Genomic DNA, 26524 nt, shown 5'->3' on the forward strand with positions numbered 1-26524 from the left:
GGCATGAGCTTGACGCGGGCCATCGCGATCAGCGGCTTCCTCGTGGCGATCGTGGCCTGTGCGGTGGTCGAGGTGCTGGCCCGGCGCAAGGGCTCGACCACCCCGACGCTCGGCGAGGTCTGCGCGCACGCGATCGCCTACGAGGTGGGCCGCGTACCGGTCGGGCGGATCGGGTTCTTCGGTTTCTGGTGGTGGCTGGGCTGGCACCTCTTCGCGCGCTGAACGATCGTTCCGCCTGGTGGGAACGACGCGCGAACCATGGGACCTGAACGTTAGCTTGGGTGGGTGACACGGCGGTAACCCGTCGTGCAGCCTCCAGGGTCACACCAGACCCGGGCTTGACGCAGCGACGCGTTCCACGCCGGCGATCCCGGCGTTGGCGGTCGAGCGATTACCCGCACGTCCTGCCCTGGAAGGACCATGTCCATGAGCAAGCGCAAGCACGAGAAGCAGAGCGACGAGGAGCGCGAGGCCGCCCGCCGGGCGCTGCAGACGTCGATGGACACCCGTCAGTAAGGGTTTCCCAAGAGGCACTGCCCCAAGGACCTGCTGTCGCGGTTCGCCGATCGGCCGAACCACGACAACAGGTCCTTGTGCGTGGGGGGCGCTTTCCGCGTAAGGCACGTGTCGGCGTTGCGATCCTTACGTGCGGCGTGTCAGGATGCCTCCCGATGGACACCGCCGTCACCTCCCGCCGGATCGCCGGCCTGGCCCTGCCGGCCCTGGTCGTGCTGGCCGCCGAGCCGCTCTACGTGCTGGTCGACACCGCCGTGGTCGGGCACCTCGGCAGCGTCCCGCTGGCCGCCGTCGCCGTCGGGGGCACGGTCCTCACGATGGCCGCCTGGCTGGGCACGATCCTGGCCTACGGCACCACCGGGCGGGCGGCCCGCCGGTTCGGCAGCGGCGACCGGGCAGCCGCGGTCGAGGAAGGCGTGCAGGCGTCCTGGCTCGCGTTCAGCGCCGGTGTGGTGATCGCGATCGGCATGCAGTTCGCGGCCGGTCCGCTCGCCCGCGCGTTGGCCGGCAACCCCGAGATCGCCGGCGAGGCCGCGCTCTGGATGCGGGTCGCCGCCATCGGCGCGCCCGGCCTGCTGCTCGCCGCCGCCGGCAACGGCTGGATGCGCGGCGTCCAGGACACCCGGCGCCCGCTGTCCTTCGTGCTCGGCGCCAACCTCCTCTCAGCGGCGCTGTGCCCGCTGCTGGTCTATCCGGCCGGGCTGGGCCTGGTCGGCTCCGCGATCGCCAACGTGGTGGCGCAGACCGTCGCCGGCGTGTGCTTCGCGGTCGCCCTGCTCCGCGAGCGGATCTCCTGGCGCCCGCACGTCCGGGTGATCGGCGAACAGCTGCGGATGGGCCGCGACCTGCTGATCCGGGGCGGCGCGTTCCAGCTGAGCTTCCTGTCGGCGACCACGGTCGCGGCCCGGTTCGGCACCGCCACGGTCGCCGGCCACCAGATCGCGATGCAGCTGTGGTTCTTCACCGCCCTCGTGCTCGACGCCGTGGCCATCGCCGCGCAGTCGTTGATCGGCGCCACCCTGGGCGCCGGCGACGCGGCGAGCGCGCGGGCGCTGGCCCGGCGCATCGGGTTCATCGGCGTCGTCTGCGGCGTGGTCTTCGCGGTGGTGATCGCGGCCGGAGCCGGGGTGGTCCCGCGGCTGTTCAGCTCCGACGCGGCCGTGCTCGACCAGGCGGGCGTGGCCTGGCCGTGGTTCGTCGCGATGCAGCCGGTGGCCGGCCTTGTGTTCGCCCTCGACGGAGTGCTGATCGGCGCCGGCGACGTGCGCTACCTACGCAACCTGACGGTGGTGGCGGCACTGGGCTTCTTCCTGCCGGCCATCTGGACCGCGTACGTCCTGGACTGGGGTCTGGCCGGGATCTGGGCCGGGCTGACGCTCTTCGTGGTCGTGCGCTGCGTGGCCCTGCTGATGCGGCTGCGGACCGGGGGCTGGGCGGTGGTCGGCGCCGTCCGCTGACGCCGCCGTTCGCTGATCTGGCAGGCTTGAGCGCCGTGACGGGTGACGGGTTGATCGTGGTCGACAAGCCGGGCGGGATGACCTCCCACGACGTGGTGTCCCGGGTGCGCCGGCTGGCGAAGACCCGTCGGGTCGGCCACGGCGGGACGCTGGACCCCATGGCCACCGGGGTGCTGGTGATCGGCGTCAACAAGGCCACGCGGCTGCTGACGTACGTGATCGGGGCGGAGAAGTCCTACGCGGCGACGATCCGGCTCGGGCAGTCGACGGTGACCGACGACGCCGAGGGCGAGGTCGTGGCGACCGCCTCCGCGGGCGCGCTCACCGACGACGCCATCCACGCGGCGCTGGGGGAGCAGCGGGGCGAGATCGACCAGGTGCCCAGCGCGGTCAGCGCGATCAAGGTCGACGGCCAGCGGGCGTACAAGCGGGTGCGGGGTGGTGAGGAGGTCGCCCTGGCCGCGCGTCGCGTGACCATTTCCCGGCTCGAGGTGCTCGGCGTCCGGCGGCTGGGCGACGTGGTCGACGTGGACATCGACGTGACGTGCTCGTCGGGCACCTACATCCGGGCGATCGCTCGCGACGTCGGCGCGACGCTGCGGGTCGGCGGCCACCTGACCGCGCTGCGCCGCACCGCCGTCGGCGGCTTCACCCTGGCCGAGGCCCGCACGCTCGAGCAGCTCGAAGCCGTGGCGCCCGACGTGGTCAACCTGCCGATGGCCGAGGCGGCCCGCCGGTTCCTGCCCACCCGGGACGCGACGGCCGACGAGGCCCGCACGCTCTCGCACGGCGGGCCGCTGGTCGCCGCCGGGATCGCCGGCCCGTACGCCGTGCTCGGTCCGGCCGGCGACCTGCTGGCAGTCGTGCGTGAGCGGGGCGACAAAGCCAAGCCGGAGATCGTCCTGGCGGCGAGCTGATTAGGCTTCCGGGTATGGAGCGCTGGCGGGGTTATCAGGCCGCACCGGGCGGGTGGGGGCGGTCCGCCATCACCATCGGTGTGTTCGACGGGGTGCACCGTGGGCACCAGGCGATCATCGGTCACCTGGTCAAACGGGCCAACGATCTCGGCGTACGGTCCGTCGTGGTGACCTTCGACCCGCATCCGGCCGAGGTCGTGCGGCCCGGCTCGCATCCGGCGATCCTGACCGAGCCGCTGCGCAAGGCCGAGCTGATCGAGGCGCTCGGCGTCGACGTGCTCTGCGTCGTGCCGTTCACACCCGACTTCTCGCGGTTGTCGGCCGAGGAGTTCGTGCACGACGCCCTGGTCGAGAAGCTGCACGCGGCGCTGGTCGTGGTGGGGGAGAACTTCCGCTTCGGGCACAAGGCCGCCGGCGACGTGCCGCTGCTCGAGCGGCTCGGGCGCACCTTCGGGTTCGCGGTCGAGGGCGCGCCGCTGGTGTCCTCCGACGGCACGGTGTTCAGCTCGACCTACATCCGCAGCTGCATCGACGCCGGCGACGTGCGGGCGGCGGCCGCGGCGCTCGGGCGGCCGCACCGGCTCGAGGGCATCGTGATCCGCGGCGACCAGCGGGGCCGGTCGATCGGTTTCCCGACCGCCAACCTGAGCGTGCACCGCTACGCCGCCGTGCCGGCCGACGGCATCTACGCGGGCTGGCTGCTGCGCCGGGGCGAGCGGCTGCCGGCCGCCATCTCGATCGGGACGAATCCCACCTTCTCGGGTCGGGAACGGCGCGTCGAGGCGTATATCCTCGATTTCGACGGCGACCTCTACGGCGAGCGGGTGTCCCTCGACTTCGTCGAGCGGCTGCGTGAGATGCGGAAGTTCGACGGTGTCGAGCCGCTGGTCACGCAGATGCACGACGACGTCGCCCAGGCCCGGCGGGTGCTCGCCGAGTGACGTGCCGGCGGCGGATCGATGCCGGGCTGGTAGCCTGGTAGCGACGTCGGCTAACCGACGCCCGGCCTCGCGTGCCTGCACGACGCCGCGGGTGCGAGGTTCGTCACCATCACAGAACGCAGGAGATCATGGCGCTCGATCAGGAGCAGAAGAGCAAGATCCGCGCGGAGTACGCGACCGCCGAGGGCGACACCGGTTCGCCGGAGGTCCAGGTGGCCGTGCTGACCAAGCGCATCGCCGACCTCACGGAGCACCTCAAGGTGCACAAGCACGACCACCACAGCCGGCGTGGCCTGCTGCTGCTGGTCGGCCGCCGGCGGCGGCTGCTCAACTACCTGCAGAAGACCGACATCAGCCGCTACCGGGCGCTCATCGAGCGCCTCGGTCTGCGGCGATGACGCGCGCGGGGGAGTGACCGTCGGTCGCTCCCCCGCTCCACAACTTCATCGAGTCATCTAACGGGCCAGCTTGACCGTCGGCGATCGGGAGTTGTCGACGCACCGGTCCTCGGTAGTGGCCCCCGGGCCCGCCGGCACTGCCGGCCTCCCCGGGCGCTTCGATCGAAGACCGGACGTCTGAGCAGCTCCCCCTCGCGGGTCGAGCCGTGCCACGACTGAAGGAGCATCACGCACCTATGACCGAGAACAAACTCGGCGACCAGCACAGCACCGCGGTGATCGACAACGGGTCCTTCGGGACCCGCGAGATCACCTTCACCACCGGCCGCCTCGCGCGGCAGGCGCCCGGCTCCTGCATCGCGCAGCTGGGTGACACCACCGTCCTGTCGACGACCGCCGCCAGCAAGTCGCCGCGCGAGCAGTTCGACTTCTTCCCGCTGACGGTCGACGTCGAGGAGCGGATGTACGCGGCCGGGCGCATCCCGGGCTCGTTCTTCCGCCGGGAGGGCCGGCCCAGCGAGGACGCGATCCTCACCTGCCGCCTGATCGACCGGCCGCTGCGCCCGTCGTTCGTCAAGGGCCTGCGCAACGAGGTCCAGGTCATCGAGACCATCCTGGCGCTCGACCCGGCCCACCCCTACGACGTGGTCGCGATCAACGCCGCCTCGCTCAGCACCAAGCTGTCGGGCCTGCCGTTCTCCGGCCCGATCGGCGCCACCCGCATGGCGCACATCGACGGCCAGTGGGTCGCCTTCCCGACCCACGAGGAGCTCGCCCGCGCGACCTTCGACATGGTCATCGCCGGCCGGGTCCTGCCCGACGGTGACGTCGCGATCATGATGGTCGAGGCCGAGGCCACCGAGCACACCGTCAAGCTGGTCGCCGACGGCGCCACCGCGCCGACCGAAGAGGTCGTCGCCGGCGGTCTCGAGGCGGCCAAGCCGGCCATCCGCGAGCTGTGCCGCGCGCAGAGCGAGATCGCGGAGATCGCCGCCAAGCCGGTCGCCGAGTTCCCGGTGTTCCTCGACTACCAGGACGACGCCTACGAGGCCGTCTCCAACGCCGTCCGCGGCGAGGTCGCCGAGGCGCTCAAGATCGCCGGCAAGGCGGACCGCGAGGAGGCCCTCGACCGGATCAAGGACGCGGTCCACGAGCAGCTCGACGGCCAGTTCGAGGGTCGCGAGAAGGAGCTGTCGGCCGCCCTGCGCTCGGTGACCAAGAGCGAGGTGCGCGCCCGCGTGCTGCGCGACCAGGTCCGCATCGACGGCCGCGGCCCCCGCGACATCCGGCCGCTGAGCGCCCAGATCGAGGTGCTGCCCCGGGTGCACGGCTCGGCGCTGTTCGAGCGCGGCGAGACGCAGATCCTCGGCGTCACCACGCTCAACATGCTCCGGATGGAGCAGCAGCTCGACACGCTCTCCCCGGAGAAGCACAAGCGCTACATGCACAACTACAACTTCCCTCCTTACTCGACCGGTGAGACCGGCCGGGTCGGCTCGCCGAAGCGCCGCGAGATCGGCCACGGCGCGCTGGCCGAGCGGGCGCTGATCCCGGTGCTGCCGGCTCGCGAGGAGTTCCCCTACGCGATCCGCCAGGTCTCCGAGGCCCTCAGCTCCAACGGCTCCACCTCGATGGGCTCGGTCTGCGCCTCGACGCTGGCCCTGCTCTCGGCCGGTGTGCCGCTGAAGGCCCCCGTCGCCGGCATCGCGATGGGCCTGATCTCCGACGAGGTCGACGGCAAGACGCAATACGTCACGCTGACCGACATCCTCGGCGCCGAGGACGCGTACGGCGACATGGACTTCAAGGTCGCCGGCACGCCGGAGTTCGTCACTGCGCTGCAGCTCGACACCAAGCTCGACGGCATCCCGTCCGACGTGCTGGCCGGCGCGCTGCAGCAGGCGCACGAGGCCCGCACGACGATCCTCGGTGTCATGCACGACGCGATCGAGGCCCCGGCCTCGATGTCGGACTACGCGCCGCGGGTCACCACCGTGAAGATCCCGGTCGACAAGATCGGCATGGTGATCGGCCCCAAGGGTCAGACGATCAACGCGATCCAGGACGAGACCGGCGCCGAGATCTCCATCGAGGACGACGGCACGATCTACGTCGGCGCGACCAACGGCCCCTCGGCCGAGGCCGCCGTCGAGCGGATCAACGGGATCGCCAACCCGACGCTGCCGAAGGTCGGCGACAAGTTCCTCGGCACCGTGGTGAAGACGGCCGCGTTCGGCGCGTTCGTCTCGCTGCTGCCGGGCCGCGACGGTCTGCTGCACATCTCCAAGGTGGGCAACGGCAAGCGGGTCGAGAAGGTCGAGGACTTCCTCAACGTCGGCGACAAGGTCGAGGTCCAGATCGCCGACATCGACCAGCGCGGCAAGATCTACCTCGACAAGGTGCGGGCCGAGGGCGAGGAGGCCCCCGCTGAGGGTGCCGCCGAGCGCCCGCCGGCGCGGTCCGGCGACCGTGGCCCGCGTGACCGCGGCGACCGCGACCGCGGCGACCGTGGTCCGAGCGGCGACCGTGGCCCGAGCCGCGGTGACGGTGGCGAAGGCGGCGGCGAGGGCGGCGAGCCCCGGCGGCGGCGCAACCGGCACCAGTGACAATGACGGCGCGTGAACGGGCCGGCGCGCAAGCGTCGGCCCGTGCGGTCACCCGCACCCTGACCACCGACCCCCTCGGCGGCACGATCCGGCGCACGGTGCTCCCGTCCGGCCTGCGGATCCTGACCGAGGCGGTGCCGGCGATGCGCAGCGTGTCGTTCGGCGTCTGGGTGTCGATCGGCTCCCGTGACGAGACGCCGGCGCAGTCCGGCGGCTCGCACTTCCTCGAGCACCTGCTCTTCAAGGGCACCGAGAAGCGCAGCGCGCTGGACATCTCGGCGCAGATCGAGGCGGTCGGCGGCGAGACCAACGCGTTCACCACGAAGGAATACACCTGCTACTACGCGCGGGTGCTGGACGCCGACCTGCCGCTGGCGATCGACGTCATGTGCGACGCGATCGCCAACTCGGTGCTGGACCCGGCCGACGTCGAGACCGAGCGCGGCGTGATTCTCGAAGAGATCGCGATGCACGAGGACGAGCCCGGCGACGAGGTGCACGACATCTTCGCCGCGGCCGTCTACGGCAAGCACCCGCTCGGCCGGCTGATCTCGGGCACCGAGGAGACCATCTCCCCGATGACCCGGCGGCAGATCGAGTCGTTCTACCGCCGCAACTACGTGGCCCCGTCGATCGTGATCGCGGCCGCCGGCAATCTCGACCACAACACGGTGGTACGCAAGGTCCGCGCCGCCCTGGCCGGCACCCCGCTGGACACCCCGGCGGCGGCCCCACGCGGGCGCCGGCCGGCCACTCCGGCGGTGCGGCTGCGCAGCGGCCAGGTCCGGGTGTCGAACAAGGACAGCGAGCAGGCCCACGTCGTGCTCGGCGGCGCGGGCATCGCCCGGCTCGACCAGCGCCGGTTCGCGCTGAGCGTGCTCAACAACGTGCTCGGCGGCGGCATGTCGAGCCGGCTGTTCCAGGAGATCAGGGAGCAGCGCGGCCTGGCGTACTCGGTCTACTCGTACGCCAGCCAGTTCGCCGACAGCGGCCTGTTCGCGGTCTACGCGGGCTGCGCGCCGGGCAAGGTGGAAGAGGTGCTCGACCTGACCCGCCGGTCGCTGGCCGCGGTGGCCCGCGACGGCGTGACCGCGGCCGAGATCGCGCGGGGCAAGGGGATGGCCAAGGGCTCCTACGTGCTCGGCCTCGAGGACACCGGCTCCCGGATGAGCCGACTGGCCAAGGGCGAGTTCCTCTACGACGACCCGCTGACCGTCGACGAGCTGCTGGCCAAGGTCGACGCGGTGACCATCGACGAGGTCAACGCGCTCGCGGCCGAGCTGTGCGGCCAGGAGATGTCGCTCGCCGTCATCGGCCCCTTCGAGGACGGGGACGTCCGGTTCTCATAGGGTTACCCCTGTGAGTGACGAGCGCGAACCCATTCGGGTCGGTGTGCTGGGTGCCCGCGGGCGGATGGGCGTCGAGGTGTGCAAGGCGGTCGACGCCGCCGACGACATGGAGCTGGTCGCGATGATCGACCAGGGCGACGGGCTGTTCAGCGCGTCCGACGCCGGCGCCGAGGTGATTGTCGACTTCACCACGCCGGACGTGGTGATGGACAACCTGCACTGGTGCGTCGACCAGGGCATCAACGCGGTCGTCGGCACGACCGGCTTCAGCGAGCAACGGTTCGAGCGGGTACGCGGCTGGCTGGCCCACAAGCCCGACGTCGGCGTGCTGGTGGCGCCCAACTTCGGCATCGGCGCCGTGCTGATGATGCAGTTCGCGGCCAAGGCCGCCCGGCACTTCGAGTCGGTCGAGGTGATCGAGCTGCACCACCCGCGCAAGCTCGACGCCCCGAGCGGCACCGCCACCCACACGGCCCGCCTGATCGCGGCGGCGCGGGCCGAGGCCGGGCTGGGCCCGGTCCCCGACGCGACCAAGGACGAGGTCGACGGCGCGCGCGGGGCCGACATCGACGGGGTGCGGGTGCACGCCGTCCGCTCGACCGGGCTCGTCGCGCACCAGGAGGTGCTGTTCGGCACGGTCGGCGAGACGCTGACCATCCGGCACGACTCGCTCGACCGCACGTCGTTCATGCCCGGGGTCCTGTTGGCCGTCCGCGCGATCCGCACCCGCCCGGGCCTCACGGTGGGCCTGGACCCGCTGCTCGACTAGGAACGCCGCGGCCTTCCTCATCCCAGGCGCAGTGGCGTGGGGAGGCCGTCTACCGTGGCGGTGCCGTCCGCCGCCACTGCCACGTCGACCGACGCTTCGCCGATCCGGAGCCCGCGCACCGACACGGCGCCGAGCGGCGCATCCTTCAGCGGGGTCACCGACACGGTGCCGGCGGGCACGTCGGGGCGCAGGCCGACCGCCGCGTGCAGCAGTGTGATCCCGGCCGCCGCGGCCCAGGCCTGCGGCCGGCACGCGGCCGGGTAGGGGACCGGCCGGCCCAGGGCGGCCCGGTCGTCGCCGCCGAACAGCTCCGGCAGCTGGTAGTCGAACGACTCCGCGGCCGCCAGCAGGCCGGACGCGAGGGTCGCGGCGGCCGCCGGGTGGCCTGCCCGGGCCAGCCGGTCGACGACGATCGCGGTGTCGTGGGCCCAGACCGATCCACAGTGGTAGGACAGCGGGCTGAACGCGGCGTCGTGCGTCGACATCGTGCGCAGCCCGAAGCCCCCGGCCATGGCCTCCGACGCGAGCAGGTCGGCCACCTGCGCCGACTCCTTGGCGGTGAGCAGGCCGGTGCCCAGCAGGTGCCCGACGTTGCTGGTCAGCGCGTCGACGGGTCGCTTGTCGCCGTCGAGCGCCAGGGCCGGGTGCGCACCGGCGGGGCCGTCGACCCAGAACGTGTCGCGGAACCGGGCCGCCATCGCGTCCGCGTAGTCGCGCCAGCGCTGGCCACCGGGCCGGTCGAACGCGTCGAGCAGGGCCGCGCCGTGCAGCGCCGCCTCGTACGCGTAGCCCTGCACCTCGACCAGCGCGATCGGCGCCGTGGCGATCTGGCCGGTGCGGAACCGGATCGAGTCGCCGGAGTCCTTCCAGCCCTGGTTGGCCAGCCCGCGCCCGGTCTCGTCGATGTATTCGAGGAAGCCGTCACCGTCGGCGTCGCCGTGTTCGGCCAGCCACGCGAGCCCCGCTTCCAGCGCCGGTAGCAGCGACTCGACCGCGGCCGGCGACATGCCCCAGCGCCAGGCGTCGTGCAGCAACGAGATCCACAGCAGCGTGGAGTCGACCGAGCCGAAATAGGCGGCCGGCAGCGACGCCTTCGTGTCGGCCCGGCGGAGCTCGTGCAGGATCTTGCCCGGCGCCTCGCCGGTGTCGCGGTCGAGGGCCGCGCCCTGGTGGGCGGCCAGCACCCGCAGCGTGCCCTCGGCGATGTCGGTGCCGAGCGGCAACAGCATCCGGGCGGCCCAGAGGCTGTCGCGGCCGAACAGGGTCAGGTACCAGGGGACGCCCGCGCCCAGGAACGTCTCGCCCGCGCCGGCGGACAGCCGCAACCGCAGCGACTCCAGGTCGTCGAGGGAGCGGGCGGCCAGGCGCTCGATCCGGCGGTCGTCGGCGGTCACGGTGGGGCGCGACCACTCGACGGGTGTCGCCGGCTCGCGCACGAGGGCCGCCGGGTCGGCGACCCGCAGCTGCCACGACACAGCGACGGCGGCACGCGGGGGCACCGTCACCGACCAGCGCAGGGTCCCGTCGTCGGCGGTGGCCGCGCCGTCGGCCGTCACGGTGACGGAGACGTTTCCCGCGGACCAGCGCAGCCCTTCGCGCGTGGCCCGGTTGTCGACCGCGTAGCCGCCCTTGACCGGCGAGATCGGTGCCAGGTCGGCGCCGAGGGCGAGACTGAGCTCGGTGGATATCGGGGCCGCGGCGGTCGACGCGACGGTGATGGTCTCGTCGAGCCCGTGCGGGACGAGGCGGCGTTCGCGGGTCACCCGTACCGTCGGATCGGGTCCGTCGTCGCCGAGCCAGCGGGCCAACCCGACGAACGCGGTCGCGCCCGGACCGAGTGGGGACGTGGCCACCGGCTCGACGGGTTGGCCGTCGAGCAGCAGCTCCGCGCGGCTGAGCACCCGCACGTCGGCGTGGAACATCCCCTGCACCCCGACCGCCCGGATCTGCCCCGACGGTTCGCACAGGACGCTGGCCGGCGCCCGCACCGTCGAGACCAGATCGTGGAGCAGCGGTTGAAGGTTGCGGTCTGGCACGAAATCTCCCGTGAACCTCAGCGCCATCTTGACAGAGCCGGGATGGCGGCGGCAGAGTGCGAAACAACCCTGCAACTTGAACGATCCAATAATGCACTTTCGACTTTGAACGTTCAAGACCACATTTCGGAAGGTCCTCAAGCATCTCGACGCTGACGCGTCGACCTGCTTTCCGGTCACGGAAGGTTAACAATGCCGGAGAAGGTCACCATTGCCACTGTGGCGGCGCACGCCCAGGTTTCGCGGCAAACGGTGTCCAATGTGCTCAACAGCCCGCACATCGTGCGGGACGAGACGCGCCGCCGGGTGGAGGAAGCCATCGCCACCCTCGGCTACCGGGCCAACCAGGCCGCGCGGCAGATGCGCACCGGGCGTTCCCAGCTGCTCGCCGTGCGTATCGAACCGACCCGCGACGGCATCAACGGCTCGGTGCTCGACCGGTTCCTCCACGGTCTGACGTTCGCGGCCGCCGCCGCCGGTTACCGGGTGATGCTCTACACGGCCGACGACCACGCCGACGAGATCAAGACCTTCGACAACCTGCTCGCCTCCTACGACCTCGACGGGTTCGTGCTGACCGGCACCGACCACGGCGACGTGCGTACGCTCTGGCTCGCCGAGCGTGACGTGCCGTTCGTGACGTTCGGCCGGCCGTGGGACGAGCCCGAGCGGCACTCCTGGGTCGACGTCGACAACGCGCACGGCACCGCGCAGGCGACCCGCCGCCTGATCGAGACCGGGCACCGGCGGATCGCGTTCGTCGGCTGGCCGGCCGGGTCCGGCGTCGGCGACGACCGGCGCGACGGGTGGCAGCGCACGATGAAGGCCTACGAGCTGGATCCGGCCGGCCTCGACCGCGGCGCCGCCGACGGCATCGCCCAGGGCGCGGAGTGCGCCCGCGACCTGCTGGCCCTGCCGAACCCGCCGACCGCCTTCGTCTGCGCCAGCGACTCGCTCGCCCTCGGCGCGCTGCAGGCCGGTGGCGGCCACCCGGCCGTCACGGGCTTCGACGACACCCCCGTCGCCCAGGCGATCGGCCTGACCAGCGTCAGCCAGCCGCTGCCGGAGGCCGCTGCCCGCTGCATCGACCTGCTCACCGACCATCTCGACGGCCGTCCGTCCGGCACCACCCAGGTGCTGCTCCAGCCGTCGCTGGTCGTCCGCACCACCGCGTAAATCCCCTTCAACCCCCTCGGGAGTACGACATGAGACGAACCCTCGGCCTGCGTGGCGCGGCCGTGGCGGTCATCGCCACCGGCGCGCTCCTCGCCTCCGCCGCCTGTGGCGACAGCTTCGACGACGGCGGCACCACCGCCCAGCAGTCGGCCGGACCCGCCGCCCTGCAGATCCTGATCGGGTCCTCCGGCGACGCGGAGACCAAGGCGGTCAAGGACGCCGCGGCGGCCTGGGCGAGCAGGAGCGGCAACACCGCGACGGTGACCCCGGCCCAGGACCTCACCCAACAGCTCGGCCAGGCGCTGGCCGGCGACAACCCGCCGGACGTGTTCTACGTCGACGCCGGCCGGTTCGCCGACTACGCGAGCGTGGGGGCGCTCGAGCCCTACGGCGACAAGGTCGACAACCCGGGCGACTTCTACCAGAGCCTCAAGGACACGTTCACCTTCGACGGCAAGTTCTACTGCGCGCCGAAGGACTTCTCGACGCTGGCGCTGGAGATCAACACTGACCTGTGGACGAAGGCCGGGCTGACCGACGCCGACATCCCGACCACCTGGGACCAGCTGACCACCGCCGCGCAGAAGCTCAAGGCCAAGGGCACGATGCCGCTGGCCATCGGCGAGACCCGTGACCGGGTCGGTGCCTTCATGGTGCAGTCCGGCGGCTGGATCGTCAGCAAGGACGGCAAGCAGGCCACGGCCGACAGCGCGGAGAACGTCGCCGCGCTGACCTACGTGCAGCAGCTGCTCAAGGACAAGCTGGCCGCGTACCCCAAGTCGCTCGACGCCGGTTGGGGCGGCGAGGCGTTCGGTAAGGGCAAGGCCGCCATGACGATCGAGGGCAACTGGATCAAGGGCGCCATGACGAACGACTTCCCCGACGTCAAGTACACGGTCCACGAGCTGCCGGCCGGCCCGGCGGGCAAGGGCACGCTGTCGTTCACCAACTGCTGGGGCATCGCCGCCAAGAGCAAGTTCAAGGAGCAGGCGATCGACTTCGTGAAGGCGATGACCACGGTCGACCAGCAGATGACGTACGCCAAGGCGTTCGGCGTCATGCCGTCCCGCCAGTCGGCGAAGGACCAGTACACCTCGCAGTTCCCGGCCGACCAGGCGTTCATCGCCGGCGCCGACTACGCGCAGGGCCCGGTCAACGCCCCGAAGATGGACAGCGTCCTGGCCGACTTCGACGCCTCGCTGAACACGCTGGCCAACGCCGACCCGAAGCAGCTGCTCGCGACGCTGCAGAAGAACACCCAGGCGACCCTGGGCGGCTGAGTTAGATGTCGACCGTTTCGACCGCCTCCGCGGACCGGGATGACCGGCCCGCGGGTGGCGGCCGGCCGGCCACCGACGGGACCGGTGGCCGGCCGCGGCGGTTGGCTCGGGGCATTCGTGCCAACGAGCGCATCGCCGGCTGGCTCTTCGTCGCCCCGGTGGTCGTACTCCTGGGGATCTTCTTCCTGCTGCCGATCGTGATGGCGTTCTGGGTGAGCCTGACCGACTGGCGGGGCCAGGGCAGCCCGTTCAAGTCGGGGGTGCCGTTCGTGGGCACCGACAACTACACGCAGCTGTTCGCTCAGGACGGGCTGGCCCGCCGCGACTTCATGACGAGCATCCGCAACAACGTCTACTACGTGGCGATCGTGGTGCCGGTGCAGACCGCGCTGGCGCTCGGGCTGGCGTTGATCGTCAACAACCGGATGCTGAAGGGGAAGGGCTTCTTCCGCACGGCCTTCTACTTCCCGTCGGTCACCAGCTCCGTGGCGATCAGCGTGGTGTTTCTGTTCATGTTCGCCAACTCGGGCGCGATCAACGGGATCCTGTCGATGTTCGGGATCCGGGGACCGGCGTGGTTCTCGGACGCGCGCGGGCTGATCCACCTGTTGTTGAGCGGCGTCGGCGTCGACAACCCGCCCGCGGCCCTGACCAGCGGCGGACCGCTCGGCCTGACCTGGTGGGACTGGCTGTCCGGGCCCAGCGTCGCGATGTGCGCGATCATGGCGCTGGTCATCTGGACGACGTCCGGCACGTTCATGCTCATGTTCCTGGCCGCGCTGCAGAGCATGCCGGTCGCCCTCGACGAGGCCAGCGAGCTCGACGGCGCCACCCGCTGGCAGCGCTTCCGCTATGTGACGCTGCCGCTGCTCAAGCCCACCATGTTCCTGGTGCTCACCCTCGGCCTGATCGGCACCTGGCAGGTGTTCGACCAGATCTACGTGATGAGCCAGGGCAACCCGGCGAAGACCACGCTGACCCCGGCGTTCCTCTCCTACCGGACCGCTTTCAAGGACTTCGAGTACGGCCAGGGCGCCGCCATCTCGTTCGTCCTCTTCCTCATCATCGTGCTGCTGACGCTGGCCCAACGCTGGATCATGCGCGACCGCGACGAGCCCCGCCGGAGGTTCCGATGGCTACGCTGACGCCGACGGCCCGCCGCCGCCGACACGGCGGCCTGGTCAACACCGTCGTCGGGTACGCCATCCTGATCTTCTTCGGGCTGGTCTTCATCTATCCGTTCGTGATCCAACTGGCGAACTCGTTCAAGACGGAGCCGGACGCCGCCGCGAACCCGCTGTCGCCTGTTCCGTCGCCGCTGACGTCGGCGGCGTTCACCCGCCTTCTCGAGGGTGACTTCCCGCTGTGGCTGGGCAACTCGGCCCTGATCACGGTGGTGGTCACGGTGGGCCGGGTCTTCCTGGACTCGCTGGCCGGCTATGCCCTGGCCCGCCTCCGCTTCGGTGGCCGTCGCGCGATCTTCGCGACGATCGTGGCCATCATGGCGGTGCCGGGGGTCGTGCTCTTCATCCCGAAGTTCCTGGTGCTCAACCAGCTGGGGATCTACGACACCTATACGGCGCTGATCCTGCCGTTACTGGTCGACGCCGCGGGCGTCTTCATCATGAAACAGTTCTTCGAATCGATCCCCTTGAGCATGGAAGAGGCGGCCCGCATCGACGGCGCGGGGGTGTTCCGGACGTTCTGGTCGGTGGTGCTGCCGATGGCTCGGCCGGCGCTGATCACGCTGACGATCCTGTCGTTCCAGGGGACGTGGAACGAGTTCCCGCATACGTTGGTCGCGGTTCAGGATCCGTCGCTGTTCACCCTGCCGCGTGGGGTGGCCAATCTGGTCTCGGGGTCGCTGGGCGCTGGCACGCAATATCCGTTGAAGCTGGCCGCGGCCCTGTTGGCCACGATTCCTGTGGCGATCATCTTCGCGATCTTCCAGCGGTATTTCGTGCGTGGCGCCACGGAAGGTGCGGAGAAGGGCTGAGTCCCTGGCGGACATGCGCTCGCGTGTAGCTACATGCGAAAGCATGTGCGCCTTTGGGACATGCCCCCCGGCCGCTGGGCTTTGGTTGCTGGGCCCGCGGCTGGACGCGGTCGCTGTCTGCGCCCTTGCCCCGTGCGGGGCGGGTAGGTCGTCGGTGGTTGCGGCTCGTGGTTGGGGTGGAGGTCCTCGTCGGGCTTCGCCTCAGGGCATCAGGATCTCCGGATGGGGACAAGGTCGTTCGTCCGGTGGGGCGCTCCACCTTGTCCCCATCCGGAGATCCTGATTGGTGCCGGGCTACGCCCGACGAGGACCTCCACCCCCCTGCCTCCGGGGAGAGGGGTGGGCCAAGGGTGGTCTCGTGGCCTGATGGTCGCGCCACTTGCGGGATCACCGACACGTGCGCGAGGCGCGAACAGCGCCAGGCCGGTTTCGCCACTGCGGTGGCGTCGCTTCAAGAAACATGTATCGGGCAAGGTCACCCGCGGCAGGTTGACCCGCGGCACGGTTTGACCTACGGCGGGGTTCGGTCCACGGCATGGTCCGGGCGACCGCATGGCTCGACTCACCGCAGGTCTCATCCAGCAGCTTCGCCGGAGGCGGCCCACCTGACGCCAGGGCAAGGCCGGACCCGAGCACGGCGGGCGGCGCACGGTCCGGCGCGGGGCGAGTTCCGATTCGGCCGCGGGAATCGACCCGGGCCAGGCCGGACTTAGCGCATGGCCTGAGCCGGGCAAAGGACTGCACCCTGGGCATGGCTCGACCCGGGGCAACAGGCCGGACCCAGCCACCAGGGCAGTTTTGACTCGCGGCACGGTTCGACCCACGGCAGGCTCCGATGCACGGCCGGGCCCGGGCGAAGGCACGGCTCGGCTCACGCAGGTCTCACCCAGCAGCTTCAGGGCATGGCCCGACCTGGGCAAGGCCGGAGTCTGGGCATGGCCCGACCTGGGCAAGGCCGGACTCTGGGCATGGCCCGACCTGGGCAAGGCCGGAGTCTGGGCATGGCCCGACCTGGGCAAGGCCGGACTCTGGGCATGGCCTGACCTGGGCAAGGCCCGACCTGGGCAAGGCCGGACTCTGGGCATCGCCCGACCCGGGCAAAAGGCGGACCAGGGCACGGTCGACCCGGCGCATGGCCTGCCCCGGGCACGGCCGGACCCCAGCGCACGGCCGGGACCAGGCATGGCCTGACCTAGCGCATAGCCCCATCAGACCTGACGAGTTCATGACGATGCGACTGCGGGCATCAAGCAGCTTGGGGCGCGACGCAGTCAAAGCCGTTGCTGCGCGCGGTTTGACTCGTCACGGGCCCGACCCCCGCGGACCCGAGCCAGCGCGGTCCAACGCCGCCTGGCGGTCGTCAGCGCCGCTCACCATCGCGGCCACCGACCTTGCTCGTCGCTCGCATACCCTTGGCCGGTGTCCGATGGAGCTGGTGGCAGTGCTCGGCCAGCCAGAGCGGTCTATCCCGGAACGTTCGACCCCTTCACGCCGGGGCACTTCGACGTTGTTGACCGGGCGCGGCGGATGTTTGATTTCGTTACCGTGCTTGTCGCCGTCAATCAGGTCAAGCGGCCCAGTCAGGCGGGGTCGGTGCGGGCGAGCGCGATCCGTGCCGTCCTGCCTGCCGGCTGGGACAACGTCGCTGTGGAGGCTTGGCACGGGCTGACCGCGGCTTACTGTCACCGCTTCAGCTGTCAAGCGATTGTTCGTGGCGTTCGGGTCTCGGGCGACTGGGTGCACGAAAGCGAGCTTGCCGCGATGAATGAGGCGTTGGGTGTGACGACCTTGCTGCTGCCGGCGCGTGCGGAGCTGATGACGATCTCGTCCACCGCGGTGCGGGCTTCGGCGGCTAAACGTAGAACCAGTTGAAGGGCGCCCAGGGGAGGTTGCGGAGAATTGAGAAGGCCAGCCAGCCGCCCATGAAGATGACGATGGCCATCGGGGGGATGCGTAGCTGCGGGAGTTTGCGGCCCGTGGTGCGTTGGACGGCCCAGGCCACGTAGAGGTAGATCAGGAACGGGACGGCGAACACGAAGAGCAGGTGGTGGCGGGCGGCGGCGCCCAGGTCGCCGTGCAAGAGGTACCAGGCTGCTCTCGTGCCGCCGCAGCCCGGGCAGTCCAGGCCCGTCGTCAGCTTGAGGACGCAGGTCGGTGGGGCGTCGGGGGCGCTGTCGGTCGGGTTGCTGACCAGCGTGTAGCCGACCGCGCCGCCGATGCAGCCCAGGACCGCCAGCGGCGCCACCCAGGTGGGGATGCGGTCGACCAGCCGCAGGTAGGCGCGGGCCACGCGGCCCCGGCGGGACGGGGCGTAGGACGACGGCGGGAGGAAGACCGGGCCCTCCGGCTCGGCAGACGCCTCGGGGGCCGCAGCCGGGCCGGGTGGGGGCGTCATGGTCGTCACGGTACACCGGCCTCGCTCGCCAGCGCGGCTCCGACGGGGCCGGCCAGGTCGCCGCCGTCCGGGGCCGCGACCGACGTCAGGTCGAGCCAGCCGGCCAGGCGCGTGAGCTCAAGAGCCAGGGCGCGGGCTGTGGCCACCCGGTCGATGCCGGGCTCTGCCCAGGCCGCGGGGACGCGCAGGACGCCAGCCTTGCGGTCGGCCTTCAGGTCGACCCGGGCCGTGAAGCGGTCGCCCTGCAGGAACGGCAGGACGTAGTAGCCGTAGACCCGTTGCGGCGCCGGGACGTAGATCTCGATGCGGTAGGTGAAGTGGAACAGGCGCTCGGTGCGGGCGCGCTCCCAGACCAGCGGGTCGAACGGGCTGATCAGACGGTCACCGCGGACCCAGCGGGGCAGCTTGGCCGCCGGGTCCAGGTAGGCCGGCTGCTTCCACGACTCGACCTTGACCGGGAGCAGGTCACCCGAGTCGACCAGCGAGGCGATCGCCGCGCGGGCGCCGGCCACGGGTAGTCGGAAGTAGTCGCGTAGCTCGTATTCCGCCGCCACGCCCAGCGAGCGCGCGGCGACCGAGACCAGGGTGCGGTGGGCCTCGGCCTCCGACGGCGTCGGCGCGGCCAGCACCGCCGCCGGCAGCACCCGCTCGGGCAGGTCGTAGACCCGGGCGAACGACGAGTTGCGCGATGCCGCGCTCACCTCGCCCGCCCAGAACAGGTATTCGAGCGCCTGCTTGACCGACGACCAGTTCCAGCCCCAGTTGGACTTGTCACGCGGCTCGTCGCGTTCGATCTCGGCCGCGGTCAGCGGGCCGGACTCGCGCACCTCGTCGAGCACCCACTTGATGAGCTCAGGCTGCTCGTCGGCGAACCGGCGCAGGCCGCCCCACTGATGCTCGCGGGCCATCCGCCAGCGCAGCGCCGGCTGCAGCTCGACCGGGATCAGCGACGCCTCGTGGCCCCAGTATTCGAACAGCATCCGCGGCCGCTGGTAGGCCGCCCGGTCGAGCAGCCCCGTCGGATAGGGGCCGAGCCGGCTGTAGAGCGGCAGGTAGTGCGCCCGTTGCAGCACGTTGACCGAATCCATCTGGAGCAGGCCGGTGCGCCCCAGCACCCGGCGCAGGTGGCGTGCGGTCGGCACGCCGGTCGGGGCCGGGTCGGTGAAACCCTGCGCGGCCAGCGCGATCCGGCGCGCCTGGGCCAATGACAACGACTCGAGTGCCACGGCATGGACGCTAGCCGACCCCTACGACAAAAATGCCAGCCGCGGTGCGCCGCCGTGCGATAGACATCCACCCATGGTGTCCATCCGCTCCGAGACGCTCGCCGACATCCCGGAGATCGCCGCGCTGCACGTCAGGGCCTGGCAGGTCGGCTACGCGGGAATCATCCCCGCGGAGGTCCTCGACGCCCTCGACGCGGGCCAGCGGGCGGCGAAGCGGCGCGAGTGGCACGGCGCGACCCAGTTCCACACCCTGGTCGCCACCGACGGCCCGGACGACGCCATCGTCGGGTTCGCCACTGTCGGCCCCTACCGCCACCAGCAGGACCGCACCAACGTCGACCCGACGATCGGCGAGCTGCTGGCCATCTATCTCGACCCCGAGCGGGTCGGCACCGGCGTCGGCCGCGCGCTCCTCGCCGCCGCCCTCGACGACCTGCGCGAAAGCGGCTACGACGAGGTCCGGCTGTGGGTGCTCGACGCCAACACCCGCGCCCGGCGCTTCTACGAGGCCGCCGGCTTCCGCCCCGACGGCGAGCGCGCCGCCTACGCCGTCAACCTGCGCTCAGGCGGCGACCCGGTGCTCCTGCCGGAGCTCCGCTACGCCCGGCGCCTCGACTGACCGCAACGGCAGGAACAGCAACAACGCCAGCGAGATCCAGACGTACGCGTTGCTGAACAGGAACCCGTCGACGCCGCCGAACCCGTGCTCCCAGGCCCAGACCAAGCGACTGCACAGCACGGCATAAGCGACCGCCGCGGCGCCCAGCAGCCACCGGCGGCGGGGGCCGGAAGCGCGCAGCCCCGCGTCGACCAGCAGGATCAGCGCCGGCAGCAGCCACACGAGGTGGTGCACCCAGGTCACCGGGCTGATCAGGCAGCCCAGCACACCGGTCAGCGCCAGCCCCTCGACCAGCGACGCCGACCGCACCCGCCGGGCCCAGACCGCCAGCGTCGCCACGACCAGGACCAGCCAGGCCAGCGACGACGGGTGCTCCGGCGACAACCGGGCGACCATGCCCTGCAGTGACTGGTTGGAGACGAAGGCCAGCGAGCCCACCCGGTTGGTGTCGAACAGCGCGTCGGTCCAGAAGACCCGCGAGGCGCCCGGGTCGACCGCGGCGGCCGCCAGCGTCGCCACCGCGGCGGTGCCCGAGGCGACGAAGAACGCCCGCCAGCGCCGGGTGACCAGCAGATAGAGGATGAACACCCCGGGCGTCAGCTTGATCGCCGTGGCCAGCCCGATGCCCACGCCGGCCCAGCGCCGGCCACCGGCCAGACCCACCAGCAGGTCGAGCGCGACCAGGAAGATCAGCAGCAGGTTCACCTGGCCGAAGGTGATCGTCTCGCGGTAGGGCTCGAACGCCGCGATCAGCAGGAACGCCACGGCGAGGACGAACCACGGGGTCCAGCCGTAGCGGTGGGCGATCGGCAGGACGAGCCAGCGGAGCAGGGCGTACGTGGCCGCGAACGACAGCCCGAGGCTGATCAGGATGGCCAGCGTCCAGGGGACCACGGCCATCGGCACCATCGCGATCGCCGCGAAGGGCGGATAGGTGAAGCCGTACTTGCTGTTCGGCTTGAGGAAGTCGTACAGCATGCCGTGGTCGTTGATCCAGTAGTTGACCGCCCCGTAGTAGACCTTGAGGTCGAAGAAGCCGTGCCGCATCGCGAACAGCGCGAGGAACACGGCGACGGCGACGGCCAGCCCGGCGACGATCGCCACCTGCCGGCGCGCGGCCCGCTCGATCACGCCGTGCTCCCACTCCGTAGGCTGACCACTCATGGCACTCGGGTACGTCCGCCCGGCGCGTCCCGAGGACGCCGGCGAGATCGCACGCATCCAGGTCGCGACCTGGCGGGTCGCCTATCGGCGGATGCTGCCCCGAACCGTGCTCGACAGTCTGGACGAGGCGTGGATCGCCGAGCGCTGGAGCGCCGCGGTCGAGCAGCCGCCGTCGCCGCGACACCGGGTGCTGGTGGCCGTCGAGCAGGCCGAACAATCGTATCTGGTCGGTTTTGCCGCCTCCGGCCCCGCCGACGAGCAGGCGCTCGCCCCGGAGGAGCCGCCGTTGCCGCAGGATGTGGCGGCCGTCACGGACCTGCTGGTCGAGCCCCGGTGGGGTCGGCGCGGCCACGGCAGCCGCCTGCTGGCCGCCAGCGTCGACCTCTGGCGCGAGGACGGCTTCACCGGCGCGGTGGCCTGGGCGTACGACGGTGACGCGGCCACCCGCAAGTTCCTGACCTCGGCCGGCTGGGCGCCGGACGGCGCGGGCCGGGCCCTCGACGTCGAGGACATGCTGGTCTATCAGCTCCGCTTGCACGTCGACCTGACGGCGGAGCAGGAACAGCCCGAAGGACCCGCCGGCACAGGCCAGGGGTCCTCGGGGGTCGGCTGACGGTCAGCTCTGCGGCTTGCCGCCGTCGTCGCGGTCACGGCGCATCGCGCGGGCGACGCGGACGGCCAGGTGGCGGCGAGCGGCGGTGCGGCGCATGGCGCGCTGCCGGTCGTGGGCGATGGACAGCAGGTGCGCGGGGTTCTCGTACATGATGGTGTCCTCTCTCAGGCGCGGTGGATGTCGATGTCGCCGCTCATCGTGCGGAGCTGCAGGGTGAGCTGGTTGCCGTTGGTGTCGTCGGTCCGCGGGTCGGCCATGTCGAGGCCGTTGCGGGTGTCGCCGGAGAGCGTGTGCACGTCGAACCAGACCCCGGTGCCGGCCTGTACGCCGATGCTGACGTCACCGGACGCCGTGCTGATCCGGGCGGTGCCGCGCTGGGCCTTGCGGATCGTGACGTCGCCGGAGGCGCTCTCGACGGAGATGTCGCCGGCGACCTCGTCGACCTGGACGTCACCGCTCGCGTACTTGCCGACGAAGCTGCCGCCCACCTGCTGCACCCGCAGGTCGCCGGAGGCCCCCTTGGACCGCAGGTGGCCGTCGACCCGGGTCAGCCGCACGTCGCCGCTGGCGGTGCCGACGACGGCGTCGCCGCCGACGTGCTCGGCACGGATGTCACCGGAGGCGGCGTCGACCTGCACGCCCCCGAGCCGGCCCTGGCAGGTGACGTCGGCCGAGGCGGTCTTGCCGCTGACCGTGCTGTCGATCGGCACGTGCACCCGGACCGCCACCTGCCCGCCGCGCAGCCGGAAGCCGCTCTGGGTCGGGGTGACGATGGACAGCGTGTCGCCCTGGAGCTCGACGGTGGTCTCGTCGGCGAGCCGGCGGGACTCGTTGGAGCGGGATCCGGGCGTGACCTCCACGACCGCGGTGGCGCGCTCTTCGGCGATGACGTCGACCGAACCGGCGTCGACCCGAAAGGCGACGGTGATCGGGCCGTCGACGGGGAACTCGGGCATGGTGAAGCTCCTTCTGGCGAGGGGGATCGAGGAGGTCAGGCCCGGCCGTAGCCGGTGATGTGCCGGCGACCGCGGCCGGGCGGAGTGGTCCAGCCGCCGGGCGGGGCGGCCTGCGGGCCTCCGCCGGCGACGGCGGCGCTGATCACCCGGACGAGCCAGGCGTTGACGGAGATGCCCTCGGCGGCCGCCGAACGCTCGGCGGCGTCCTTCAGGCCCTCGGGCAGCCGCAGCGTGATCCGGGTGACGTCACCGCTGACGTCACCTGACGTCGCAGTGCCACCCGGCGGCGGCGGGGGAGCGGGCGGCGCGGGCGGGGCCGGCGGCGTGGGCAGGTGCTCGGTGACCACGAGCTCCGGCTCGCGGCCCCGCAGCCGGAGCTCGACGCTGGCCGCGCTGAGCTTCGTGGTGACCTCGTCGGCGGCCTGGGCGAGCGCGTCGAGCAGGGCGAGCCGGGCGGCGGCGTCGATGGAGCCGCTGAGCAGCTCGGCCGCGCGGGCCACGTCGGGTCCGCCGGGCGCTGCGGCCGCGTTGAGATCGCGGCGGAGGCTGTCGACGAATGGTGCGATGTCCATGACGTCACTATGCCATCAGGATGACGTCACCGCAAGCCTTAGTGACGGCACGGTGGTGTCGCCGACCCGACCGGGCCGGCCGGGGGTTAGAGTCTGCCGAGTCGCGCGAGGCAGAGGGGGCGCCGTGCCTGAGATCGTTCCGCCGCAGGTCAGGATCATCGCCTGGACCCAGTTCGAGGCCCCGGAGGACGTGCCCTGGAGCACCGACGCCGACGGCGGCCAGGCGCTCGCCGAGTTCGCCGGCCGGGCCTGCTACCAGTCGTGGAAGAAGCCGAACCCGGCCACCGCGACCAACGCCGGCTACCTCGCGCACATCCTCGAGGTCGGCCACCTCTCGGTGCTCGAGCACGGCTCGGTGACCTTCTACCTGAGCGGCGTCTCCCGCTCGTTCACCCACGAGCTGATCCGGCACCGGCACTTCAGCTACAGCCAGCTCTCCCAGCGCTACGTGCCGGGTCGCGACGCGGCGATGGTCGAGCCCGAGGTCATCGCCTCGGACCCCGACCTGCACAAGACCTTCGTCGAGGCGGCCGAGGCCAGCGTGCGGGCCTACAACGAGCTGCTCGAAGGGCTCGAGCACAAGTTCGCCGACGAGGCCAACGGCACGCTGCGGCGCAAGCAGGCCCGCCAGGCGGCCCGCGCGGTGCTGCCCAACGCGGCCGAGACCCGGATCGTCGTCACCGGCAACTACCGAGCGTGGCGGCACTTCGTCGCGCTGCGCGCGACCGAGGCCGCCGACGTCGAGATCCGCGAGGTGGCCGTCGAGTGCCTGCGCCAACTCCAGCGGGTCGCGCCGAACGTCTTCGCCGACTTCACCATCACCACGCTGGCTGACGGCACCGAGGTCGCGAGCAGCCCCTATGCGGAGCGCTCGTAAACACGACCGGACGAGACCGGCGCCGACCAGGCGTCCGCTAGGTTTGTCAGCATGACGCAGGAGCACTCTGCCGCGCGGCCGTTCGGTGAGCTGATCACGGCCATGGTGTCGCCGTTCACCTCCGACGGCGCGCTCGACCTCGACGGCGTCCAGCGCCTGGCGGTCCACCTCGTCGACGAGCAGGGCAACGACGCGCTGGTGATCAACGGTACGGCCGGCGAGTCGCCGACCACCACCGACGCGGAGAAGGAGGCCCTGGTCCGCGCCGTCGTCGAGGCGGTCGGCGACCGGGCCAAGGTGCTCGCCGGCGTCGGCACCAACGACACCCGGCACACGATCGAGCTCGCGCTCGGCGCCGAGAAGGCCGGCGCGCACGGCCTGCTCGTCGTGACGCCGTACTACAACAAGCCGCCGCAGGCCGGGCTCCACCGCCACTTCGTCGCGGTCGCCGAGGCCAGCGGGCTGCCGATCCTGCTCTACGACATCCCGCACCGCAGCGGCGTGCCGATCGAGACCGAGACGCTGGTCCGGCTGGCCGAGCACCCGCGCATCGTCGGCGTCAAGGACGCCAAGGGCGACCTGACCGCGACCTCGTGGGTGCTGGCCCGCACGGACCTCGCCTACTACAGCGGCGACGACGTCACCACGCTGCCGGCGCTGTCGGTCGGCGCGGTCGGCATCGTCGGCACCTCCACCCACTTCACCGGTCCGCAGACCAAGCAGATGATCCAGGCGTACGCGCGCGGCGACGTCGCGCAGGCCCTGGCGCTGCACCGCCGGTTGATGCCGCTGTTCACCGGCGTCTTCCGCACTCAGGGCACGATCCTGGTCAAGGCCGGCCTCGCGCTGCAGGGCCTGCCGGCCGGACCGGTCCGCTCGCCGCTGGTCGACGCGACCCCGGAGCAGGTCGCGCAGCTGCGGGCCGACGCCGCCGCGTGCGGGCTGGAGTTCCCGGCAGTCGGGGCAGCCCGATGACCCTGGCGCACCTCGAGCTCGAACCCCCGCCGCCGTTGCCGGCGGGCGGCCTGCGGGTCACCCCGCTCGGCGGCCTCGGCGCGATCGGCCGCAACATGACCGTCTTCGAATTCGACGGCAAGCTGCTGATCGTCGACTGTGGCGTGCTGTTTCCCGACGTCGAGCAGCCGGGCGTCGACCTGATCCTGCCCGACTTCGGGCCGATCATCGACCGGCTCGACGACGTCCAGGCGATCGTGCTGACCCACGGCCACGAGGACCACATCGGCGCGGTGCCCTACCTGCTCGCCCACAAGTCCGACATCCCGCTGGTCGGCTCGCAGTTCACGCTCGCGCTGGTCGAGGCCAAGCTGCAGGAGCGGCGGATCGAGCCTTATACGCTGACCGTCACCGAGGGTCGGCGCGAGCGGCTGGGCCCGTTCGACGTCGAATTCTTCGCGGTCAACCACTCCATTCCGGACGCGATGGCGGTGGCCATCCGCACCCCGGCCGGTCTGGTGCTGCACACCGGCGACTTCAAGATGGACCAGCTGCCGCTCGACGGCCGGCTGACCGACCTGGCGGGCTTCGCGCGGCTCGGCGCCGAGGGCGTCGACCTGCTGCTCTCCGACTCGACCAACGCCGAGATCCCCGGCTTCGTGACACCCGAGCGCGAGATCGGCCCGGTCCTCGACGCGATCTTCGCGAAGGCCCGCGGCCGGATCATCGTCGCCTCGTTCGCCTCGCACGTGCACCGGGTGCAGCAGGTGCTCGACGCCGCCGCCGTGCACGGCCGCCAGGTGGCGTTCATCGGGCGCTCGATGGTGCGCAACATGGGCATCGCCCGCGACCTGGGCCTGCTGCGGATCGAGCCGGGCCTGGTCGTCGGCATGGACGACGCGATGCAGGCCCCGCCCGAGCGGATCGTGCTGATGTCGACCGGCTCGCAGGGTGAGCCGATGAGCGCGCTGGGCCGGATGGCCACCGGCGACCACCGGCACATCACCGTCGCCCAGGGCGACACCGTCGTGCTGGCCAGCTCGCTGGTGCCGGGCAACGAGACCTCGGTCTACCGGGTGATCAACCAGCTTTCGCGGGCGGGCGCCAACGTGATCCACAAGGACGTCGCCAAGGTGCACGTCTCGGGTCACGCGCCGGCCGGCGAGCTGCTCTACCTGCTCAACGTCGTGCGCCCGAGCAACCTGCTCCCGGTGCACGGCGAGTGGCGGCACCTGCGGGCGCACGCCCGGCTCGGCGTCGAGTCCGGCATCTCGCCGGAAAACGTCGTGCTCTGCGAAGACGGTGACGTGGTCGACCTGGTCGACGGCCAGGCGCGGCTCGTCGGGCACGTCAAGAGCCGCTACGTCTACGTCGACGGCCTGGCCGTGGGCGACATCGGGGAGTCGCTGCTGACCGAGCGCCGGATGCTGGGCGACGGCGGCTTCATCGCGGCCACCGTGGTGATCGACTCGGTGACCGGCAAGGTGGTCGGCGGCCCGGCCGTGTCGGCCAAGGGCTTCTCCGAGAACCCGGAGGCCTTCGACCAGGTCATCCCGCTGATCACCGAGGCCCTCAACCGGGCGGCGGCCGACAACATCACCGACCCGCACCAGCTCCAGCAGGTGGTCCGCCGCACGGTCGGGCGCTGGGTCAACGACGCCTACCGGCGCCGGCCGATGATCGTGCCGACGGTCGTCGAGGTCTGAC

25 protein-coding genes are annotated in these 26524 nt (G+C 71.5%); 18 read left to right on the forward strand and 7 right to left on the reverse strand.

Going from position 1 to position 26524, the window contains the following annotated elements; genetic code table 11:
• Positions 1-3 precede the first annotated feature (3 nt).
• The 8 genes from O7635_RS17490 (at position 4) to dapB (ending at position 8953) form a co-directional block, all read left to right on the forward strand.
• Positions 4-222, forward strand: a complete 219-nt coding sequence (locus tag O7635_RS17490) for a DUF6186 family protein (protein ID WP_278081496.1) — start codon at positions 4-6, stop codon at positions 220-222.
• 449 nt (positions 223-671) lie between these two features.
• Complete coding sequence (locus O7635_RS17495; protein ID WP_278081497.1) at positions 672-1973, forward strand: MATE family efflux transporter; 1302 nt, start codon at positions 672-674, stop codon at positions 1971-1973.
• Between the two features lie 35 nt (positions 1974-2008).
• Positions 2009-2890 (forward strand): tRNA pseudouridine(55) synthase TruB, encoded by an 882-nt coding sequence (gene truB, locus O7635_RS17500; RefSeq protein WP_278085508.1) that lies wholly within the window; start codon positions 2009-2011, stop codon positions 2888-2890.
• A gap of 14 nt (positions 2891-2904) precedes the next feature.
• A complete protein-coding gene (locus O7635_RS17505; protein ID WP_278081498.1) occupies positions 2905-3831 on the forward strand; it encodes a bifunctional riboflavin kinase/FAD synthetase in 927 nt (308 codons plus the stop codon).
• A 128-nt stretch (positions 3832-3959) separates the two neighbouring features.
• Positions 3960-4229, forward strand: a complete 270-nt coding sequence (gene rpsO, locus O7635_RS17510; protein ID WP_089254609.1) for a 30S ribosomal protein S15 — start codon at positions 3960-3962, stop codon at positions 4227-4229.
• A gap of 236 nt (positions 4230-4465) precedes the next feature.
• Complete coding sequence (locus O7635_RS17515; protein ID WP_278081499.1) at positions 4466-6835, forward strand: polyribonucleotide nucleotidyltransferase; 2370 nt, start codon at positions 4466-4468, stop codon at positions 6833-6835.
• Between the two features lie 2 nt (positions 6836-6837).
• The gene (locus O7635_RS17520) at positions 6838-8184 is read left to right on the forward strand and encodes a pitrilysin family protein (protein WP_278081500.1); all 1347 of its coding nucleotides are present in this window, start codon (positions 6838-6840) and stop codon (positions 8182-8184) included.
• A 10-nt stretch (positions 8185-8194) separates the two neighbouring features.
• Positions 8195-8953 carry a 4-hydroxy-tetrahydrodipicolinate reductase gene (gene dapB, locus O7635_RS17525; RefSeq protein ID WP_278081501.1) on the forward strand — a complete coding sequence of 253 codons (759 nt, stop codon included), beginning with the start codon at positions 8195-8197 and terminating at the stop codon, positions 8951-8953.
• A 17-nt stretch (positions 8954-8970) separates the two neighbouring features.
• Here dapB and O7635_RS17530 read toward each other — a convergent pair whose 3' ends face one another.
• Complete coding sequence (locus O7635_RS17530) at positions 8971-10989, reverse strand: glycogen debranching N-terminal domain-containing protein (protein WP_278081502.1); 2019 nt, start codon at positions 10987-10989, stop codon at positions 8971-8973.
• 192 nt (positions 10990-11181) lie between these two features.
• Between O7635_RS17530 and O7635_RS17535 the strand changes: the two genes are divergently transcribed.
• The 5 genes from O7635_RS17535 (at position 11182) to coaD (ending at position 17313) form a co-directional block, all read left to right on the forward strand.
• The gene (locus tag O7635_RS17535; protein WP_278081503.1) at positions 11182-12165 is read left to right on the forward strand and encodes a LacI family DNA-binding transcriptional regulator; all 984 of its coding nucleotides are present in this window, start codon (positions 11182-11184) and stop codon (positions 12163-12165) included.
• A 29-nt stretch (positions 12166-12194) separates the two neighbouring features.
• Positions 12195-13445 (forward strand): extracellular solute-binding protein, encoded by a 1251-nt coding sequence (locus O7635_RS17540; protein ID WP_278081504.1) that lies wholly within the window; start codon positions 12195-12197, stop codon positions 13443-13445.
• A gap of 5 nt (positions 13446-13450) precedes the next feature.
• Complete coding sequence (locus O7635_RS17545; RefSeq protein WP_278081505.1) at positions 13451-14590, forward strand: sugar ABC transporter permease; 1140 nt, start codon at positions 13451-13453, stop codon at positions 14588-14590.
• Positions 14578-15441 carry a carbohydrate ABC transporter permease gene (locus O7635_RS17550; RefSeq protein ID WP_278081506.1) on the forward strand — a complete coding sequence of 288 codons (864 nt, stop codon included), beginning with the start codon at positions 14578-14580 and terminating at the stop codon, positions 15439-15441. The genes O7635_RS17545 and O7635_RS17550 overlap by 13 nt, the downstream gene beginning before the upstream one ends.
• Before the next feature lie 1419 nt (positions 15442-16860).
• Complete coding sequence (coaD, locus tag O7635_RS17555) at positions 16861-17313, forward strand: pantetheine-phosphate adenylyltransferase (protein ID WP_278081507.1); 453 nt, start codon at positions 16861-16863, stop codon at positions 17311-17313.
• On the opposite strand, the gene O7635_RS17560 is transcribed toward coaD, so the two are convergent.
• Entirely contained in the window at positions 17294-17836 is a 543-nt protein-coding gene (locus O7635_RS17560; RefSeq protein WP_278081508.1) for a DUF2752 domain-containing protein, read from the reverse strand. The genes coaD and O7635_RS17560 overlap by 20 nt on opposite strands.
• Positions 17837-17841: 5 nt before the next feature.
• Positions 17842-19062, reverse strand: coding sequence for a crosslink repair DNA glycosylase YcaQ family protein (locus O7635_RS17565; protein ID WP_278081509.1), 1221 nt, complete (start codon positions 19060-19062; stop codon positions 17842-17844).
• Between the two features lie 73 nt (positions 19063-19135).
• Here O7635_RS17565 and O7635_RS17570 point away from each other — a divergent pair, with 73 nt between their 5' ends.
• Positions 19136-19681: a GNAT family N-acetyltransferase gene (locus O7635_RS17570; RefSeq protein WP_278081510.1), complete on the forward strand. Its 546-nt coding sequence runs from the start codon at positions 19136-19138 to the stop codon at positions 19679-19681.
• On the opposite strand, the gene O7635_RS17575 is transcribed toward O7635_RS17570, so the two are convergent.
• Complete coding sequence (locus O7635_RS17575; RefSeq protein WP_278085509.1) at positions 19625-20809, reverse strand: glycosyltransferase 87 family protein; 1185 nt, start codon at positions 20807-20809, stop codon at positions 19625-19627. The two genes, O7635_RS17570 and O7635_RS17575, sit on opposite strands and share 57 nt — an antisense overlap.
• 34 nt (positions 20810-20843) lie before the next feature.
• On the opposite strand from O7635_RS17575, the gene O7635_RS17580 reads away from it, so the two are divergent.
• The gene (locus tag O7635_RS17580) at positions 20844-21458 is read left to right on the forward strand and encodes a GNAT family N-acetyltransferase (RefSeq protein WP_278081511.1); all 615 of its coding nucleotides are present in this window, start codon (positions 20844-20846) and stop codon (positions 21456-21458) included.
• 3 nt (positions 21459-21461) lie between these two features.
• Here O7635_RS17580 and O7635_RS17585 read toward each other — a convergent pair whose 3' ends face one another.
• Genes O7635_RS17585 through O7635_RS17595 form a run of 3 tightly spaced genes read right to left on the reverse strand, consistent with a single transcriptional unit; the run spans position 21462 to position 22986 of the window.
• Positions 21462-21608, reverse strand: coding sequence for a hypothetical protein (locus O7635_RS17585; protein ID WP_278081512.1), 147 nt, complete (start codon positions 21606-21608; stop codon positions 21462-21464).
• Positions 21609-21622: 14 nt separating this feature from the next.
• Positions 21623-22414, reverse strand: coding sequence for a DUF4097 family beta strand repeat-containing protein (locus O7635_RS17590; RefSeq protein ID WP_278081513.1), 792 nt, complete (start codon positions 22412-22414; stop codon positions 21623-21625).
• A gap of 35 nt (positions 22415-22449) precedes the next feature.
• Positions 22450-22986: a toxin-antitoxin system HicB family antitoxin gene (locus O7635_RS17595; protein ID WP_278081514.1), complete on the reverse strand. Its 537-nt coding sequence runs from the start codon at positions 22984-22986 to the stop codon at positions 22450-22452.
• Between the two features lie 133 nt (positions 22987-23119).
• On the opposite strand from O7635_RS17595, the gene thyX reads away from it, so the two are divergent.
• From thyX to O7635_RS17610, 3 genes are read left to right on the forward strand one after another with little or no spacing between them, the layout of a single operon-like run.
• Positions 23120-23863: an FAD-dependent thymidylate synthase gene (gene thyX, locus O7635_RS17600; RefSeq protein ID WP_278085510.1), complete on the forward strand. Its 744-nt coding sequence runs from the start codon at positions 23120-23122 to the stop codon at positions 23861-23863.
• A gap of 51 nt (positions 23864-23914) precedes the next feature.
• The gene (gene dapA / locus O7635_RS17605) at positions 23915-24838 is read left to right on the forward strand and encodes a 4-hydroxy-tetrahydrodipicolinate synthase (RefSeq protein WP_278081515.1); all 924 of its coding nucleotides are present in this window, start codon (positions 23915-23917) and stop codon (positions 24836-24838) included.
• The gene (locus tag O7635_RS17610; RefSeq protein ID WP_278081516.1) at positions 24835-26523 is read left to right on the forward strand and encodes a ribonuclease J; all 1689 of its coding nucleotides are present in this window, start codon (positions 24835-24837) and stop codon (positions 26521-26523) included. Before dapA ends, O7635_RS17610 begins: the two co-directional genes overlap by 4 nt.
• Position 26524 lies beyond the last annotated feature (1 nt).

Origin of the sequence: Asanoa sp. WMMD1127, assembly GCF_029626225.1 — a bacterium.
GTDB lineage: Bacteria > Actinomycetota > Actinomycetes > Mycobacteriales > Micromonosporaceae > Asanoa.

What these genes read in the sequence shown, in the direction of transcription:
- O7635_RS17515 (WP_278081499.1), top strand. Translation starts at nt 4,466, where the DNA reads ATGACCGAGAACAAACTCGGCGACCAGCACAGCACCGCGGTGATCGAC.
- O7635_RS17585 (WP_278081512.1), bottom strand. Translation starts at nt 21,608, where the DNA reads ATGTACGAGAACCCCGCGCACCTGCTGTCCATCGCCCACGACCGGCAG.
- O7635_RS17610 (WP_278081516.1), top strand. Translation starts at nt 24,835, where the DNA reads ATGACCCTGGCGCACCTCGAGCTCGAACCCCCGCCGCCGTTGCCGGCG.
- O7635_RS17505 (WP_278081498.1), top strand. Translation starts at nt 2,905, where the DNA reads ATGGAGCGCTGGCGGGGTTATCAGGCCGCACCGGGCGGGTGGGGGCGG.
- rpsO (WP_089254609.1), top strand. Translation starts at nt 3,960, where the DNA reads ATGGCGCTCGATCAGGAGCAGAAGAGCAAGATCCGCGCGGAGTACGCG.
- O7635_RS17580 (WP_278081511.1), top strand. Translation starts at nt 20,844, where the DNA reads ATGGCACTCGGGTACGTCCGCCCGGCGCGTCCCGAGGACGCCGGCGAG.
- O7635_RS17495 (WP_278081497.1), top strand. Translation starts at nt 672, where the DNA reads ATGGACACCGCCGTCACCTCCCGCCGGATCGCCGGCCTGGCCCTGCCG.
- O7635_RS17520 (WP_278081500.1), top strand. Translation starts at nt 6,838, where the DNA reads ATGACGGCGCGTGAACGGGCCGGCGCGCAAGCGTCGGCCCGTGCGGTC.
- O7635_RS17550 (WP_278081506.1), top strand. Translation starts at nt 14,578, where the DNA reads ATGGCTACGCTGACGCCGACGGCCCGCCGCCGCCGACACGGCGGCCTG.
- dapA (WP_278081515.1), top strand. Translation starts at nt 23,915, where the DNA reads ATGACGCAGGAGCACTCTGCCGCGCGGCCGTTCGGTGAGCTGATCACG.
- O7635_RS17490 (WP_278081496.1), top strand. Translation starts at nt 4, where the DNA reads ATGAGCTTGACGCGGGCCATCGCGATCAGCGGCTTCCTCGTGGCGATC.
- O7635_RS17540 (WP_278081504.1), top strand. Translation starts at nt 12,195, where the DNA reads ATGAGACGAACCCTCGGCCTGCGTGGCGCGGCCGTGGCGGTCATCGCC.
- O7635_RS17560 (WP_278081508.1), bottom strand. Translation starts at nt 17,836, where the DNA reads ATGACGCCCCCACCCGGCCCGGCTGCGGCCCCCGAGGCGTCTGCCGAG.
- O7635_RS17595 (WP_278081514.1), bottom strand. Translation starts at nt 22,986, where the DNA reads ATGGACATCGCACCATTCGTCGACAGCCTCCGCCGCGATCTCAACGCG.
- O7635_RS17570 (WP_278081510.1), top strand. Translation starts at nt 19,136, where the DNA reads ATGGTGTCCATCCGCTCCGAGACGCTCGCCGACATCCCGGAGATCGCC.
- O7635_RS17590 (WP_278081513.1), bottom strand. Translation starts at nt 22,414, where the DNA reads ATGCCCGAGTTCCCCGTCGACGGCCCGATCACCGTCGCCTTTCGGGTC.
- O7635_RS17535 (WP_278081503.1), top strand. Translation starts at nt 11,182, where the DNA reads ATGCCGGAGAAGGTCACCATTGCCACTGTGGCGGCGCACGCCCAGGTT.
- O7635_RS17545 (WP_278081505.1), top strand. Translation starts at nt 13,451, where the DNA reads ATGTCGACCGTTTCGACCGCCTCCGCGGACCGGGATGACCGGCCCGCG.